Annotated in this window: 15 protein-coding genes; 9 read left to right on the top strand and 6 right to left on the bottom strand. The window is 68.6% G+C overall.

All coding sequences use genetic code 11. The annotated features are described in order from the left end of the window. Positions 1-5 precede the first annotated feature (5 nt). The 5 genes from ASC59_RS13840 (at position 6) to ASC59_RS13820 (ending at position 5,232) form a co-directional block, all read left to right on the top strand. Complete coding sequence (locus tag ASC59_RS13840) at positions 6-926, top strand: ABC transporter permease (protein ID WP_055825570.1); 921 nt, start codon at positions 6-8, stop codon at positions 924-926. Next, on the top strand, positions 923-1,822 hold the full coding sequence (locus tag ASC59_RS13835; RefSeq protein ID WP_055824229.1) for an ABC transporter permease: 900 nt from the start codon (positions 923-925) through the stop codon (positions 1,820-1,822). The genes ASC59_RS13840 and ASC59_RS13835 overlap by 4 nt, the downstream gene beginning before the upstream one ends. Further along, entirely contained in the window at positions 1,819-2,946 is a 1,128-nt protein-coding gene (locus ASC59_RS13830; RefSeq protein WP_055824226.1) for an ABC transporter ATP-binding protein, read from the top strand. The genes ASC59_RS13835 and ASC59_RS13830 overlap by 4 nt, the downstream gene beginning before the upstream one ends. A 121-nt stretch (positions 2,947-3,067) precedes the next feature. Then, complete coding sequence (locus ASC59_RS13825) at positions 3,068-3,892, top strand: FadR/GntR family transcriptional regulator (protein WP_055824223.1); 825 nt, start codon at positions 3,068-3,070, stop codon at positions 3,890-3,892. Positions 3,893-3,900: 8 nt separating this feature from the next. Then, positions 3,901-5,232, top strand: coding sequence for an alpha-hydroxy acid oxidase (locus ASC59_RS13820; protein ID WP_055824220.1), 1,332 nt, complete (start codon positions 3,901-3,903; stop codon positions 5,230-5,232). A 302-nt stretch (positions 5,233-5,534) separates the two neighbouring features. On the opposite strand, the gene ASC59_RS13815 is transcribed toward ASC59_RS13820, so the two are convergent. Together ASC59_RS13815 and ASC59_RS13810 are read right to left on the bottom strand one after the other, a co-directional pair. After that, positions 5,535-6,488, bottom strand: coding sequence for a transglutaminase-like domain-containing protein (locus ASC59_RS13815; RefSeq protein ID WP_082513692.1), 954 nt, complete (start codon positions 6,486-6,488; stop codon positions 5,535-5,537). A gap of 40 nt (positions 6,489-6,528) precedes the next feature. Then, positions 6,529-8,781, bottom strand: a complete 2,253-nt coding sequence (locus ASC59_RS13810) for a glycoside hydrolase family 3 C-terminal domain-containing protein (protein ID WP_055824217.1) — start codon at positions 8,779-8,781, stop codon at positions 6,529-6,531. 146 nt (positions 8,782-8,927) lie between these two features. Here ASC59_RS13810 and ASC59_RS13805 point away from each other — a divergent pair, with 146 nt between their 5' ends. Continuing rightward, positions 8,928-9,509, top strand: coding sequence for a TetR/AcrR family transcriptional regulator (locus ASC59_RS13805; RefSeq protein WP_200942407.1), 582 nt, complete (start codon positions 8,928-8,930; stop codon positions 9,507-9,509). Here ASC59_RS13805 and ASC59_RS13800 read toward each other — a convergent pair. From ASC59_RS13800 to ddaH, 3 genes are read right to left on the bottom strand one after another with little or no spacing between them, the layout of a single operon-like run. Then, positions 9,506-10,993 carry a peptide MFS transporter gene (locus tag ASC59_RS13800; RefSeq protein ID WP_055824210.1) on the bottom strand — a complete coding sequence of 496 codons (1,488 nt, stop codon included), beginning with the start codon at positions 10,991-10,993 and terminating at the stop codon, positions 9,506-9,508. The two genes, ASC59_RS13805 and ASC59_RS13800, sit on opposite strands and share 4 nt — an antisense overlap. Positions 10,994-11,027: 34 nt before the next feature. After that, a complete protein-coding gene (gene rocD / locus ASC59_RS13795; protein WP_200942406.1) occupies positions 11,028-12,410 on the bottom strand; it encodes an ornithine--oxo-acid transaminase in 1,383 nt (460 codons plus the stop codon). Then, complete coding sequence (ddaH, locus tag ASC59_RS13790) at positions 12,407-13,273, bottom strand: dimethylargininase (protein ID WP_055824208.1); 867 nt, start codon at positions 13,271-13,273, stop codon at positions 12,407-12,409. Before ddaH ends, rocD begins: the two co-directional genes overlap by 4 nt. Positions 13,274-13,470: 197 nt before the next feature. Here ddaH and ASC59_RS13785 point away from each other — a divergent pair, with 197 nt between their 5' ends. Beyond that, positions 13,471-13,911 carry an Lrp/AsnC family transcriptional regulator gene (locus tag ASC59_RS13785; protein ID WP_055824204.1) on the top strand — a complete coding sequence of 147 codons (441 nt, stop codon included), beginning with the start codon at positions 13,471-13,473 and terminating at the stop codon, positions 13,909-13,911. 5 nt (positions 13,912-13,916) lie between these two features. Further along, positions 13,917-14,279: a GntR family transcriptional regulator gene (locus ASC59_RS13780; RefSeq protein WP_235492740.1), complete on the top strand. Its 363-nt coding sequence runs from the start codon at positions 13,917-13,919 to the stop codon at positions 14,277-14,279. A gap of 377 nt (positions 14,280-14,656) precedes the next feature. On the opposite strand, the gene rimK is transcribed toward ASC59_RS13780, so the two are convergent. Beyond that, complete coding sequence (rimK, locus tag ASC59_RS13775; RefSeq protein WP_055824201.1) at positions 14,657-15,856, bottom strand: 30S ribosomal protein S6--L-glutamate ligase; 1,200 nt, start codon at positions 15,854-15,856, stop codon at positions 14,657-14,659. A 25-nt stretch (positions 15,857-15,881) separates the two neighbouring features. Between rimK and ASC59_RS13770 the strand changes: the two genes are divergently transcribed. Next, entirely contained in the window at positions 15,882-16,361 is a 480-nt protein-coding gene (locus tag ASC59_RS13770) for an ATP-dependent zinc protease family protein (RefSeq protein WP_055824199.1), read from the top strand. The last annotated feature ends 25 nt before the right edge of the window (positions 16,362-16,386 follow it).

Genomic DNA, 16,386 nt, shown 5'->3' with positions numbered 1-16,386 from the left:
CCTCCATGGCGATCAACGCCCCCATCGCGCCGAGCGCCGGGTCGAACCTGCGTGGTTCGTCCCGGCGCTCGGCCGCGCCGGTCTCACTGCCCGCGTTTCTCGGCCTCGTGCCCTTCGCCGCCTACGTGCTGTTGTTCCTGGCCCTGCCCACGCTTCTCGCCGTGCTCAGCGGATTCTTCACCGAAGACGGTTCATTCACCCTCGACAACCTCGCCGCTCTCGCAGACCCCGTGATCGTGCGCACCTTCCTCAACTCCATCGCCATCTCCGCACTCACGGCCGTGATCGGCGCTGTGGTGGGCGCTCTCGCCTGCTACGCCATGCTCGGGCTGGCGGAGGACGGCCGCATCCGTGGAATCGTCGATGGAGCCAGCGGCGTGCTCGCCCAGTTCGGCGGGGTGATGCTCGCCTTCGCCTTCATCGCCACCATCGGAGTGCAGGGGCTCGTCACCGTGTGGCTGCGGGACACCTTCGGCATCGACATCTTCGCCAACGGTGCGTGGATCTACGACCTCCCCGGCCTCGTTCTGCCCTACATCTACTTCCAGGTGCCGCTGATGGTCATCACCTTCATGCCGGCGATGGCGGCGCTGAAGCCGCAGTGGGCCGAGGCGAACCTCACTCTAGGCGGATCGACCCGCGGCTTCTGGCTGCACATCGGATTCCCGGTGCTCGCGCCCTCCTTCGTGGCAAGCCTGCTGCTGCTCTTCGCCAACGCCTTCTCCTCGTACGCCACGGCGGCGGCCCTCGCCAGCCAGGGTTCGCAGATCGTGCCCCTGCAGATCCGCGCGGCGCTCGTCAGCGAGACCGTGCTCGGTCGCGAGAACCTCGCGGGCACCCTCGCCCTCGGCATGGTGGTCATAATGGGCGTCGTCATGTGGGGCTACTCCCTCATCCAGCGTCGCGCGGCCAGGTGGCAACGATGAGCGCCACCCTGGGCCCCGGGCGCGTCACCCGAACTGCGATCGGCGTCGTCATCGGAGGGCTGTTCGCCGTGCCGATCATCGCGATGATCGAGTTCACCCTCCGCGATGGCGATGGACACTCCCTCGTGCACTGGCTCGGGCTGCTCGACCCGGGGAACGCCCCTCGCTACGCTCCGATCTGGCTCGGGCTGGGCAACTCCCTCGTGCTGGCCGCCGTCTCGATCGGCATCGTGCTGCTCCTGCTCGCCCCAACCATGATCCTCATCACCCTGCGCTTCCCGCAGCTGAGGCGCGCATTCGAGTTCGTCGTGCTGCTGCCGATCTCCATCCCGGCCATCGTGCTGGTCGTCGGTCTCGCCCCTATCTACCTGGTGATCGGCCGCACCTTCGGCACGGGCATCTGGTCGCTCGCCTTCGCCTACGGCATCACCGTTCTCCCCTACGCCTACAGGGCCATCCAGAGCAGCATCGACGCGACTGACGTGCGCACCCTCGCCGAGGCCGCTCGATCGCTCGGCGCCGGCTGGGGCCCAGTGCTCACCCAGGTGCTCGCGCCCAATCTCCGCCCGGGACTGCTGGCGGCCTCGCTCATCTCGGTTGCCGTCGTGCTCGGCGAGTTCACCATCGCATCGCTGCTCGGTCGGCAGAACCTCCAGACCGCCGTCGTGGTCGTGAGCAAGCAGGACACCTACGCCGCGATCATCGTCTCCCTGCTCGCCCTGCTCTTCGCCTTCGTGCTCCTCGTCGTCATCCGTCTCGCCGGGCGCACTCCGGGAGCGGATGCGCGCTCGGCGCGCGGTGCACGCACGGCACGCCGCGCACCGGTCGCGGCCAGCGGCCCGGCTCCCGCCACGCCATCAGCATCCGACTCGTCCCGGAAGAGGACCCCAGCATGAGCACCACCCCGGCATCCGCCGCCTCCATCGCCACCGCCGACAACCTGCTCATCGCGGGGCGCGGGGAAGGGGCATCCGTCACCTTCGACTCCGTCGTGAAGGACTACGGATCGACCCGGGTGCTGCACGGCGTCGACCTGGCCATCGAGCCGGGCGAGTTCGTGTCCCTGCTCGGGCCTTCGGGCTGCGGCAAGACCACGGCGCTGCGCGTGCTCGCCGGGCTGGAGCAGTCCAACGGCGGTCGAGTGCTCATCGACGGCACCGACGTCTCGCGCGTGCCGACAAATCACCGCGACATCGGGATGGTGTTCCAGTCGTACTCGCTGTTCCCGCACCTCACCGTGCTGGGCAACGTCATGTTCGGGCTCCGGATGCGCCGCGTCGCCCGCGCCGAGGCACGCCGACGCGGGCGCGACTCCCTCGCCCTCGTCGGACTCGGGCACCTCGCCGACCGCTATCCGCACCAGCTCTCGGGTGGCCAGCAGCAACGCGTCGCGCTCGCCCGCGCCCTCGTCACCGAACCGCGCGTCCTGCTGCTCGACGAGCCGCTCTCGGCGCTCGATGCCAAGGTGCGCGTGCAGCTGCGCGACGAGATCCGCCGTATCCAGCTGCGGCTCGGCATCACGACGGTGTTCGTGACGCACGACCAGGAGGAGGCGCTGGCCGTCTCCGATCGCATCGCCGTGATGGACGCCGGCGGCATCGAGCAGGTCGGCACCCCCGAGGAGCTCTATCTGCGGCCCGCGTCGCCGGTGGTGGCCGCATTCGTGGGCCTCAGCAGCGTCGTCCCCGGAACCGTGATGGGTGATCGGGTGCACGCCGTCGGCACCGACCTTCCTCTCACCCGTGCCCACGCCGACGGACCGGTCGAGGTGTTCATCCGTCCCGAGAGCGTGAGCTTGACCGGCTCCGACGGTGTTCCCGCGACGGTGCAGGAGAGCACCTTCCTCGGCAGCCTCCGACGCACCCTGCTGCTCACGGCCGACGGTGTGCCGCTGCGCATGCAGCACGCGGCGGAGCAGCGCCTCGAGTTCGGCCAGCACGTTCACGTGAGCGTCTCCCCCTCGCCTGTCGCGGTGAGGGAGCTTCGGCAGGCGGCCGCGGGCCCGGTCACGTCCGTCTAGCGCCGCGGGTCCGGCGCCGCCGGTCTGGCGCAGCCGGTCTGGCGCAGCCTCCGAGGCGAGAGGTTGCGTGTGGTCGGACCACACCGCTATTGTGGTCAGACCACAGAGAGGCGGTAGCGCGATGAGCTCCACGGATGCAGCGATCATCCCCGCCCCTGTCGACGACCTTCGAGCGTGGCAATCCGTACTCGCGCACATCGAGGCCCAGCTGCTCGACGGCACACTCTCCCCCGGAGACCACCTGCCTCCCGAGCGCGCCCTCGCCGCCGACCTCGGAGTCGGCCGCTCCAGCCTGCGAGAGGCTGTGCGGGTTCTCGAGGCCATGGGCCTCATCCGCACGCAGACCGGATCGGGCCCGAGCGCCGGCGCCATCATCGTTGCCACGCCGCAGGGCGCGATGAGCGCGCTGCTTCGCCTGCAGGTGGCCGCTCGGGGGTTCCGGGTCAGCGACGTCGTGAAGACCCGCCTCGTGCTCGAGGCCGCCGTGGCCGCCGAGGTGGCCGACGCCGCGAGTCCGGAGCTCGGGGAGTCGGAGCGTCTCCTCGATGCGATGGACTCCCCGTCGCTCAGCCCCCAGGAGTTCCTCGCGCTTGACGCCGCCTTCCATGTGTCGTTGGCGGCGGCATCCGGCAACGAGGTGGTGACGGCGATGATGACCGGCCTGCGTTCCTCGATCGAGGGCTACGTGCAGGCCGGACTCACCGTCATCGACGACTGGGAGGCGACGGCGGCACGGCTCCGCGACGAGCACCGCGGCATCCTGACGGCCATCGCGGCAGGCGACGCCTTCGCAGCCCGCGCCCGGGTGCACTCGCACATCACCGGCTACTACACGCAGACGGCACTCGTCAGCGAGGAGCCTCCGACCCCCGAGACGACCGCCGTCGTCGCAGCCCCCACCGGAACCGGGCACATCGCCCTGTCCCGGCGCGCAGCAGAACAGTGAGGAACACCATGGTCCAGCGCCAGATCCCGAAGCCGGCCGAGCTCGCCGAGCTCATGAAGTTCAAGAAGCCGACCCTCAACCCGACCGAGCGCAGGCTCGAGAAGGCATTGACCATCGCGGACCTGCGCGCGATCGCGAAGCGACGCACTCCCAAAGCGCCGTTCGACTACACCGAGGGATCGGCCGAGGGCGAGATCTCGTTGAAGCGCGCTCGGCAGGCGTTCCAGGACATCGAGTTCCACCCGTCGATCCTGCGCAACGTGCCCGTCGTCGACACCACCCGCCAGGTTCTGGGCGGCCCGAGCGCCCTGCCCTTCGGCATCGCTCCGACGGGCTTCACGCGCATGATGCAGACCGAGGGCGAGGTGGCCGGAGCCGGAGCCGCGGGCGCAGCCGGCATCCCGTTCACCCTCTCGACCCTCGGCACGACCTCCATCGAGAACGTGCGACAGGCCAATCCCGTGGGCCGCAACTGGTTCCAGCTGTACGTGATGCGCGACCGCGAGATCTCCTACGAGCTCGTCCGTCGCGCCGCGGCCGCCGGCTTCGACACGTTGTTCTTCACCGTCGACACTCCCGTCGCCGGCGCCCGTCACCGCGACAAGCGCAACGGCTTCTCCATCCCGCCGCAGCTCACGCCGGGTACCGTTCTCAACGCGCTGCCGAGGCCGGCCTGGTGGATCAACTTCCTCACCACGCCCAAGCTGGAGTTCGCTTCCCTCTCGTCGACCGGCGGCACCGTCGGCGAGCTGCTCGACTCCGCCATGGACCCGACGATCTCCTTCGACGACCTCGACATCATCCGGGGCATGTGGGCAGGCAAGATCGTGGTCAAGGGCGTGCAGACGGTCGCGGATGCGAAGCTGCTCGCCGACCGCGGGGTCGACGGCATCGTGCTCTCGAACCACGGCGGACGCCAGCTCGACCGGGCACCCATCCCCTTCCACCTGCTGCCGGATGTCGCCCGCGAGGTGGGAGGCGACCTCGAGGTGCACCTCGACACCGGCATCATGTCCGGAGCCGACATCGTCGCCTCGATCGCCCTCGGCGCTCGCTTCACGCTGATCGGACGCGCGTACCTCTACGGCCTCATGGCCGGTGGACGCCGGGGAGTCGACAAGACCATCGACATCCTCCGCACCGAGATCGTGCGCACCATGAAGCTGCTCGAGGTGTCTTCACTCGACGAGCTCGGGCCGCAGCACGTCACGCAGCTCGCGCGTCTCACGCCGATCGCGCGTGGAGTGACGGATGCCGCCGAGGCTGCGGCCTCCGCGAAGCCCTCCGTCGTGCGCACGCCGCGTGCCAGTGCGCCGCGCAAGGCTCCGGTCAGGAAGTAGTCGGCTTCGCTTCCTCCGCTGGTCGAATAGGCCGCGATCTCCCGCTGGTCGAGTAGCCCCCCCCTCCGCTGGTCGAGTAGCCCGCGAGCGCAGCGAGCAGGCGTATCGAGACCAACGTCCCCACCCTGATTTCGATACGTGTCCGACTTCGTCGGGCACTACTCAATCAACGGAGAACCGGCCGCCCGCCAGCCCCCGCTGGTCGAGTAGCCCGCGAGCGCAGCGAGCAGGCGTATCGAGACCAACGTGACCGGCACCGCTCACGATGATTTCGATACGTGTCCGACTTCGTCGGGCACTACTCAATCAGCGGGAGCGGAAGCGGAAGCGGAAGCGGAAGCGGGAGCGGAGGCGCCAGAGCGCAGGCGCACCCGCCGCTTGCTCCCGTCGAGCGGCGAGAAGTTGACGACCTCGGCCGGAACCCTGAACCTGTCGTCGTCGTACAGGGCGGCGAGCTCCGCCACCGACACCGCCGGATCGGCCAGCCGAGCTGCGAGCCCGTCGAGCTCCGCTGCCAGGGCGGCATCAGCGGCCTCGAGGGACTCCAGCACGCCCCAGATCTCCCAGAGGATCATCTCCTGCTTGTTGAGCGCGGCGAGGTCGAAGACGAGGTTGTGCAGAAGGTACGGCCACGAGCGCAGGTCGGGCACCATGAGGTCCGGCGCCACCACGAACCGCTCCGGATCGAGCTCGCCCGAGCGGCAGGCGATCCAGGCGGCAGCGCCGGTGAGGAACCGATCGCGCGGCACGTCATCGAACGAGAACGGCACGGCGATGTCGCCATCGCCGAACTGCGCGTCGACGAGACGCCAGCGCTGCTCGTCGGCGACCCACACCTCGGCGACGACGTGGTCGAGGTACCAGCCCTCCACGAAGTAGCCCGAGAAGCCGACCCTGGCGCGGGCCGGGATGCCGAGCCTGCGGGCGAGCGCCACGAACAGCACCGTGTAGTCGCGGCAGCAGCCGAGGATGCGATCCGTTGCGGCGCGCTCCGGTTTCACCAGCTCGGGGTCGAGTTCCGCGAGCCTGGCGAGCATGGCGTCGGCGTAGCGCAGATCGATCTCGTGCAGGCGATCGGGAGCGAACCCGAGCTGTGTCGGGTCGCCGGATGCCCGATAGTGGAACACCAGCCTGGAGACGAGGGCACGGATGCCCGCGATCGACGTCGGCGCTTCGGCGAGGGCCGCATCCGCCCACCCGGGATCGGTGAATGCACTCTGCGCGCTGTAGTACTCGAGGTCGGTGGCGGAGGTCATGGGGACTTGTCTACTCCGTTTGTCGCTGGTTGAGTAGCGGTCAGGCCGCGTTGGCCGCGGCCAGCAACTGCTCGATGTGCGACCGGTCGATGCCCATTCCCGGGAATCCGGCGAGGCGTCCGATCGGGAACGACTCCATCATCTTGAACATCCCGGGGTCGTCCATGAGGGCCGAAGTGAAGCCGTCGCCCTGTGAGGCCATCGCCTGCAGAATGAACTGCGAGGCGACAGGGTGCGCCATCAGTTCGCCGATCGAGGAGTTCATGTCGAGCGTCACCCGCACCTCGTCGCCAGTCACCTCCACCGCGGCCGAGGCGCGGATGTCGCGACTCGACGCTGCGACCTCCACCGTGTACGTGCCGCCCTCGACCATCCAGGAGTCGACGCGGGTGTCGAAGTAGGCGAGGTCCTCCCGGCGCACGGCGACCTCGACGATCCGGCTCTCCCCGGCGGCCAGCGCCACCTTCGTGAAGCCCTTGAGCTCGCGCGGAGCACGCACGACGGCCGAGCCGGGCAGCGACGTGTAGACCTGCACCACCTCGGCACCGGCGCGGCTGCCGGTGTTGGTGACGGTCACGCGCACCGCGAGGCCGGCGGCATCCGTCGTCACCGAGACATCGGAGTAGTCGAAGGTGGTGTACGAGAGGCCGTGGCCGAACGGGAAGGACACCTCGATGTCGCGGGCGTCGAACCAGCGGTAGCCGACGAACAGGCCCTCCCCGTAGCGCACGTGGCCGTGCTCGCCGGGGAAGTCCAGGTAGGCCGCCGTGTCCTGCAGTCGCTGCGGGATGCTCTCCTGCAGGCGACCCGACGGATTGACGACTCCGTAGAGCACGTCGGCCACAGCACCGCCGCCGGCCTGGCCCAGGAGCCAGCCCTCGACGATGGCCGGAACGCGGTCGGCGAAGCCGGAGAGGCGCACGACGCCGCCGTTGGAGAGCACGACGACGGTGTTCGGGTTGGCGTCGATGACGGCATCCAGCAACGAGAGCTGCTCGGCCGGCAGCTCGATGTGGTCGCGGTCGAAGCCCTCCGACTCCTGCTCGGCGGGAACTCCGAGGAACACGATGGCGACGGATGCTGCCGCAGCAGCCGCCTGCGCCTCGGCCACCAGCTCCGCATCCTCGGTTCCGTCGGCCGCGTAGCCGGCGGCGAAGGAGACGGCGTCGGATGCCGCGAGGCGGCGGATCTCGTCGAGCGCATTGTCGAGCCTGGTCGGGTTGATGAGCGATGAGCCGGCACCCTGGTAGCGGGGCGAGCGGGCCAGCTCGCCGATCACCGCGACCGAAGCGTCCGTCGCCAAGGGCAGCACGCCGTCGTCGTTCTTGAGCAGCACGATCGAGCCGCCTGCAGCCTCGCGGGCGAGGGCGTGGTGGGCATCGACGTCGTACGTGGCGTCATCACGAGCGCCGGCGACGGCCTTGAACGCCAGGTCGATGGCCCGGCGGGCCGCAGTGTCGAGCACGGACTCGGCGAGGACACCCGCCCGCACCGCCTCGACGAGCTGCGCGTCGGTGCGCCCGCTGCTCGAGGGCATCTCGAGATCGAGGCCGGCTGCGACGCCGGCGACGCGATCATTGACAGCGCCCCAGTCCGAGACGACGAGGCCGGTGAAGCCCCACTCATCACGCAGCACCGTGTTCAGCAACCACGGGTCCTCCGAGGTGTAGACGCCGTTGAGGCGGTTGTACGAGCACATGACGGTCCAGGGCTGCTCGTCCTCGACGATGCGCTGGAAGCCACGCAGGTAGATCTCGCGCAGCGGACGCTCGTCGATGTCAGCCGACACGCGCATGCGGTCAGCCTCCTGGTTGTTGGCCGCGAAGTGCTTGAGCGATGCGCCGACGCCCTGGCTCTGCAGGCCGCGCACCAGGGCGGAGCCGAGCACGCCCGAGGCGATCGGGTCTTCGGAGAGGTACTCGAAGTTGCGTCCGCCGAGCGGCGAGCGCTTGATGTTGATGCCGGGGCCGAGCAGCACGCCCACGTTCTCGGCGACGGACTCCTCGCCCAGGGCGATGCCCACCCGCTCGAGCAGCGTCACGTCCCAACTGGAGCCGAGGGCGACGGCTGGCGGGAAGCAGGTGGCCGGAACGCTGTCCGTGATGCCCAGGTGGTCAGCGTTCGCACGCTGCTTCCGCACGCCGTGCGGACCATCCGTCAGCATGATCGACGGAACACCCGGCGCCGACTTCGTCGTCCAGAAGTCCGCACCGCTGGTGAGCGAGGCCTTCTCCTCGATAGTGAGGGCCGCGAGGGTCTCGTCGACGGATGGCTGCGTGGTGGTGTCGGTCATGCTGCTCCTTCTGGTGCGGCAGGGGCGTCGGCAGAAGGATGACGTCACTGTCGTCTCGGTGGTCGAGGTGCGCCAGCGGCGAGCCGGCGCTAAAACCATACATCGCTCGGTTTTCGATCTCAAGCACTCCGCCCTACGATCGAGGCATGACAGCACGGGGGCAGTACGCGAAAGGCGTGGCCAAGCGCGAGGAGATCCTGACGAGCGCCCTCGCGGTGATCGCCCGCAACGGCTACCGCCGCACCTCGGTGCGCGAACTCGCCGACGAGGTGGGTCTCAGCCAGGCCGGACTGCTGCACTACTTCTCGTCGAAGGAGGAGCTCTTCCAGGAGATCCTGCGCAAGCGCGACGAGGTGGACCGCGACGCGTTCGACCTCGAGGCGACAGCTCCGATCGACGGACTGATCAACGTCGTCAGGCACAACGCCGAGGTGCCCGGACTGGTGCAGCTGTACGCCCAGGTCTCGACGGAGGCCGGCGATCCGGAGCATCCGGCCCACGACTTCTTCGTCGAGCGCTACAAGAGCTTCAGGGAGAGCTACAGCGCAGCGATCAGGACCGAGCAGGACGCCGGCCGCGTGCCTTCAGATGTCGACGCCGACAGGCTCGCGTCCATCGTGCTGGCGGTCACCGACGGCCTCCAGACGCAGTGGATGCTCGACCCGTCGATCGACATGGCCGCGACCATCGAGCACCTCTGGCAGCTCGTCGCCCGCCCGGCGTCCTAGCGGATGCCGCGCATCAGCTTCAGGACGGGCTTGGCGAACGCCAGCAGGATGGCGCCGAGAACGATCGCGATGCCGCCCAGCACGCCGAAGTACGGAACCTCGTTCTTGACGTCGTAGAGCGCTGCGAGCTGGCCGGAGATGGCCGATCCCAGAGCGACCGACAGGAAGAACAGGGCGACCATCTGGGTCGTGAACGCTCGCGGAGCCAGCTTGGTGGCCACCGACAGCCCGACCGGCGAGATGAAGAGCTCGGCGACGGTGAACACCAGGAGGATGATCACGATCGCCAGCAGCGGCGTGGAGTTGGCTCCGCCACCGGCGAACGGCAGGAACAGCAGGAACGCCGCGCCCATGATCATCGTGCCGAGGGCGAACTTGACGGGCGTCGATGGCTGGCGGGTGCCGAGCTTGGTCCAGATGGCCGCGAACACTCCCGAGAGGATGATGATGAAGATCGGGTTGATCGACTGCACCCACGACACCGGCATCTCCCACCCGAAGATGCTGCGGTTCAGCTTCTCGTCTGAGTAGATGGTGAGCACTGTGAACTGCTGCTGGTAGAGCGACCAGAACGCCACGCTGGCGATGAAGAGCGGGATGAAGGCGAACACCCGCGACCTCTCGGTCGCGTCGATCCTGCTGCTCGACAGGATGACCACGAAGTAGGCGATGGCCGCGATGACGGTGAGGGCGATCACGATCGTCACCAGGTTGGTCGCCGTGATGAGTCCGGTGAACACGCACACCAGGATCACGACGATCGCGGCCACTCCCACGCCGATGAAGAGCGGACGACGCCGGGCCGGCAGTGGGTTCGCGATGCGGTGTGCTGCGGCCGGGAGGTTCTTACGGCCGAAGGAGTACTGCGTGAGGCCGATCGCCATGCCGACGGCGGCCAGACCGAAGCCCCAGTGGAAGCCCAGCGTCGACTGCAACAGTCCGGTGAGGATGGGGCCGAAGAACGCACCCAGGTTGATGCCGAGGTAGAACAGCGAGAAGCCGGCATCACGGCGCGGATCCTCGGGCTTGTAGAGCGTTCCGACGACGCTGGTGGCGTTGGCCTTGAGCCCACCCGATCCGACGGCGACGAGGATGAGGCCGACGATCACACCGGAGAAGCCGGGCAGCAGGGCCAAGCCGATGTGCCCGAGCATGATGACGATGGCACTGACGAACAGCACTCGCTCCGAGCCGAGCAGCCTGTCGGCGATCCACGCGCCGAGGATGGTCGACAGGTAGACGGCGCCGCCGTACGCTCCCACGATTCCGGCGGCCGTCGCCTGCGGCAATCCCAGGCCGCCTTCCGCGGCGGAGTAGTACAGGTAGATGAGCAGGATGCCCTGCATGCCGTAGAAGCTGAAGCGCTCCCACATCTCGACACCGAAGATGGTGGCGAGCGATCGCGGCTGGCCGAAGAAGCCGTGATCGCGCTTCGGGTCGACCGGTTCCTCGTCGATGGCCGACGTGTCAACGTTGCTGCTCATCGCTCCAGTCTGGCACTGAGCGCGCGCGACCGCCTCAGCTGTCTGGGCGAGCGAAGTCCTCGAGCACGGCGGCCAGCTGCTCGACCGCCCAGTCGAGATCCTCCCGCGAGACCACCAGCGGAGGTGCGAGACGGATGGTGGAGCCGTGCGTGTCCTTCGCGAGCACGCCGCGCTCCATGAGGGCCTCGCAGACCGCGCGGCCAGATGCCAGAGACGGGTCGATGTCGATTCCGGCCCAGAGCCCGGCACCGCGCACGGCGACGACTCCGGAACCGACCAGCTGCGACAGCGCGGAATGCAGGTGACCGCCGAGATCGCGTGCACGCTGCTGCATCTCGCCCGTCGCGAGCATCCGCACCACTGCGACGCCGACGGATGCCGCCAGTGGGTTGCCACCGAACGTCGAGCCGTGCTGTCCGGGAGCGAGTACGCCCAGCACATCGACGTTGCCGACGACGGCGGAGACCGGAACGATGCCGCCGCCGAGCGCCTTGCCCAGCAGGTAGAGATCGGGCACCACGCCCACGAGGTCGCAGGCGAAGGTGGCGCCGGTGCGACCGAGGCCCGACTGGATCTCGTCGGCGATGAACAGCACGTCGCGCCGCGTGGTGAGCTCGCGCACGGCGGGCAGGAAGGTCGCGGGCGGCACCACGATGCCGGCCTCGCCCTGGATCGGCTCGATCAGCACGGCCACGGTGTTCTCGTCGATCGCGGCCTCGATGGCGGCGACGTCGCCGTAGGGAACGGTGCGGAACCCCGGGGTGAACGGACCGAAGTCGTCGCTGGCATCGGCGTCGTCGCTGAAGGAGATGATCGTGGTGGTGCGACCATGGAAGTTGCCGGCCATGACGATGATGTTCGCCTGCTCGGGGGCGACGCCCTTCACCCTGTAGCCCCATGCTCGCGCGACCTTGATGCCCGATTCGACGGCCTCGGCGCCGGTGTTCATCGGCAGCACCATGTCCTTGCCGGCGAGGGCTGCGAGTTCGGTGACGAAGGGCCCGAGCTGGTCGTTGTGGAAGGCGCGGCTGGTCAGGGTGATGCGGCCGAGCTGGGCGCGCGCCGCATCGAGCAGCGCGGGGTTGGAGTGGCCGAAGTTCACGGCGGAGTACGCGGCGAGGCAGTCGAGGTAGCGCTTGCCGTCGACATCCGTGACCCAGGCTCCATCACCCGACGCCACCACGACGGGGAGGGGGTGGTAGTTGTGGGCGGCGTGCGCTTCCTCCTCGGCGATGAGGGTGCTGGTTTTTTCGCTCAGTGGAGTCGTCGAGGGCTCTTCGCCCGATGTCTCCGCCCAAGGATGCCCGCCGAACCCCGAGACATCGCGCGAAGAGCCCTCGACTGCGTTATTGGGGAAGGAGCCCTCGACTGCGTCATCGGGGGAAGGGATCGTGGCTGAGTTGTCGGTGGTGGTCATCGTCGAAGCTCCAGGGTGCAGCACTTGACGCCGCCTCCCCCGAGCAGCAGCTCGGAGAGGTCGACGCCGATGGGGTTGTAGCCGTGCGCCCGCAGTTGACGCTCGAAGTCGGCGGCGCGGGAGGCGATCACGACGTTGTAGCCGTCGCTGAACGAGTTGAGGCCCAGCACGGCGGCGTCGATCTCGGTCACGATCACGGCATCCGGGTACCGCGATCGCAGGATGGCCAGACTGGGCTCGTCGAAAGCGCTCGGCAGGTAGGCGATGTGCTCCTGGCCGGGCGTGGAGTCGAGCACGGCGAGGGCCGTGTCCAGGTGGTAGAAACTCGGATTGACGAGTCGCAGGGTCACGACCTCGCGACCGTAGATGGCGGCGAGTTCGCCGTGGCTGAGCGAGTCGCTGCGGAATCCGGTTCCGGCGAGGATCGTGTCGCCGACAAGCAGGAAGTCACCCTCGCCCTCGTTGATCTGCTCTGGCACCCGCACGTCCAGGCCGTGGGCCCGGAACCAGTCCATGTACGCCGGACCCTCTGGCTGGCGTTCGGGGTGAGTGAAGCTCGCGCCGTACGCGATGCCGTCGATGACCATGCCTCCGTTGGCCGCGTAGACCATGTCGGGCAGGCCGGGGATGGGGTCGATGAGGTGCACGTCGAACCCCAGGTCGAGGTAGGTCTGATGCAGCACGGACCACTGGTCGACGGCGAGGTTCGTGTCGGTGGGCAGCGCCGGGTCCATCCACGGATTGATGCGGTACACCACGGTGAAGAATTCGGGGCTGCACATCAGCACCGACCGCGTGGTGGGAGTGCGTGTGGGGCGGATGCCGCCCGGCTGGGTGGTCGTGTCCTCGACGATGTCGGTCATGGCCCTCTCCTCTGGCTCGAAATCTCAATCGCAGGAGTGGCGGACCAGGTCGCTCGAGTCGAGCCGGCATCCACCGGGGTGGGCACCAGACGCCACCTCCAGTGTCACACGCAGCTATCTCGAAGTTCTCGCTGTCGAGCGCAGCATGCATGCGTACGCACGCGACACCACGCAAGGATCGCGCTTACACTTCTCGGATGGACAACATCGACCGCCGAATCCTCGACGAGCTGCGCCAGAACGCCCGAGCGGGCTACGGCGACATCGGGTCCGTGGTCGGGCTGTCGGCATCCGCCGTCAAGCGTCGCGTCGACCGTCTCGTCGCCGACGGAGTGATCCGCGGCTTCACGATCCATGTCGACCCCGCCGTCGACGGCACCACCACCGAGGCGTGGGTCGAGGTGTTCTGCCGCGGCACGGTGTCGCCCGATGAACTGCAGCGCATCCTCTCGGCCGTGCCCGAGGTCGTCTACGCGGGCACCGTGACCGGCAGCGCCGATGCCATCGTGCAGATGCGTTCCCGCGACATCGCGAGCCTGGAGGCCGCGCTCGAGAAGGTGCGCCTGGCGGCCAACGTCGACCACACCCGCAGCGCCATCGTGCTCACCCGGCTGGTGCAGCGCGCCCACGAGGACTGACTCGCGTGATCGCCATCGCGATCGACGCCGCGTCGCCGGTGCCCCCGTTCGAGCAGATCCGCACGCAGGTCATCGCCGCCGTCCGCTCCGGTGACCTCGTCGCCGGTGAGCGGATGCCGACGGTCCGAGCGCTCGCCGAGCGACTGGGGCTGGCGGTCAACACTGTCGCGAAGGCGTACCGGGCGCTGGAGTCCGACGCCGTCATCGAGACGCGGGGACGAGCGGGAACGCTGGTGTCGGCATCCGGCGACGTCACGCATCAGCACGCGCAGACTGCAGCGGCGGCGTATGCAGCGCGCGTCGGCGAGCTGGGCATCGACGCGGACGAGGCGCTGGCGCTGGTCGAGGCGGCGCTGCGCTCACGCTGATCCTCCCGCTCGCCGCGCGGATCGAGGAGCGCCCGACGCAGTCGGACACCCCCGCTGATCGAGTAGCGCCCGACGCAGTCGGACGCGTATCGAGATCCACGGGCCGCCCCGAACAACAGCGCCGTCGGAGTGGTCTCGATACGGCTGCTCGCTCCGCTCACGGCCTACTCGACCAGCGGGAGGCCACGGAGTGGTCTCGATACGGCAGCTCGCTCCGCTCACGGCCTACTCGACCAGCGGGAGGCCATCGGAGTGGTCTCGATACGGCTGCTCGCTCCGCTCAAGGCCTACTCGACCAGCGGGGGGCCGTCGGAGTGGTCTCGATACGGCAGCTCGCTCCGCTCACGGCCTACTCGACCAACGGTTCGAAAAGCGGTCTACTCGGCCGGGGGCGTCGGCAGCGGCTCCTTGGGCAGCTTCCGCACCCTGGCACGGCGCTTGCGTCGCTCGGGGATCATCGACCGCATCTCCTCGAGCTTGCCGAAGCACAGCAGCCTGTCGCCGGCTTCGAGCTCGACGTGCCCCCGCGGATTGGGCACGACGGACGTGCCCCGGTGCAGCGTGAGCACGGTGATGTCGCGCTCCGTCAGGCCCGACTCGGCGATCGTCGTACCGACCAGGTCGGCGCCGGCGTGCACGAGCAGCTCGGCCACGCCGTAGCCGCGCGACACGGTGAGGCGCTGGCGCACATCGATCTCGGGGAAGGCGACCTGGTTGGCCATGTAGTCGATGATGGCGCCCGCGACGTCGAGGTTGGTGGCCGTCTCGATGCCCTGCAGGCCGGGCGAGGAGTTGACCTCCATGACCAGGGGCCCGTCGTTGCCCTCGAGCATGTCGACACCGGCGACCTTGAGGCCCATGATCTGGGCGGAGCGCACGGCGACCTGCTCGTACTCCGGCGTGAGCTCGATGGCCTCGACGCTGCCGCCGCGGTGCACGTTCGACCGGAACTCGTCGCCGTTCGCCGTGCGCCGCATGGCGGCCACGACACGGTCGCCCACCACGAGGGCACGCACGTCCTTGCCGCGGCTCTCGGCCACGAAGCGCTGGATGAGCACGTTCTGGTTCGTCGAGTGCAGAGTCTCGATGATCGCCTCGGCCACCTTCACCTGGGGCGCGAGGATCACGCCGATGCCCTGCGTTCCCTCGAGAAGCTTGATGACCACTGGCGCGCCACCCACCTGCTCGATCGCCGGGCGCACGTCGGCGCGGTTGCGCACGAAGGCCGTCGCCGGCATGCCGATGTTGTGCCGGGACAGGATCTGGCTCGCCCGCAGCTTGTCGCGCGCGTTCGTGATGCCGTTGGCCGTGTTGGGCGTGTAGACGTCCATCTGCTCGAACTGGCGCACCACGGCGGTTCCGAAGTAGGTGATCGAGCTGCCGATGCGCGGCAGGATCGCGTCGTAGTCGGAGAGGGCGCGACCGCGGTACTGCAGGTCGGGTTCGGCACCGGAGAGGTCGATGGCGAAGCGCAGGGTGTTCAGCACTTTCACCTGATGACCGCGCTGCAACGCTGCTGCGCGGAGTCTCTGGGTGGAATACGCCTGCGGGGCGCGCGAGAGGATCGCGAGTTTCAACGGGTGCCCCTGACAAGATGGACGGGTGAGCGAACCTGTCCATTCAAGCACCATCGCCGGCTGGCGCGAATGGGTTGCCCTTCCGGCGATCGGAGTTCCGTGGATCAAGGCCAAGCTCGACACCGGCGCCCGCACCAGCTCGCTCCACGCCTTCGACATGGAGGAGTTCGAGCGCGACGGAGAGTCGTACGTGCGGTTCGGCGTTCAACCATGGCAGGGCAGTGATGAAGACGCCGTCACTGTCGAATGTCCGGTGCTCGACCGTCGCTCGGTGCGCAGTTCGTCAGGCCACAGCGAGGAGCGCATCGTGGTGCTGCTCGACATCGTGCTGCTCGGCAAGGCACTGACGGCCGAAGTCACCCTTACCAATCGGGACTCGATGGGTTTCCGGATGCTGATCGGGCGTGAGGCGCTCGAACAGGGCTTCGCGGTCGACGCCGCCCAGTCGTTCATCGGAGGTCGTGCACCACGGACCGTGCGGCGACAGAACCGCGGGCGGAACTAGCGCCCACCCACCGCTCGCCGAGGCC

This window comes from Leifsonia sp. Root1293, from assembly GCF_001425325.1.
GTDB lineage: Bacteria > Actinomycetota > Actinomycetes > Actinomycetales > Microbacteriaceae > Orlajensenia.
This window is presented reverse-complemented; position numbering and strand designations above follow the sequence as displayed.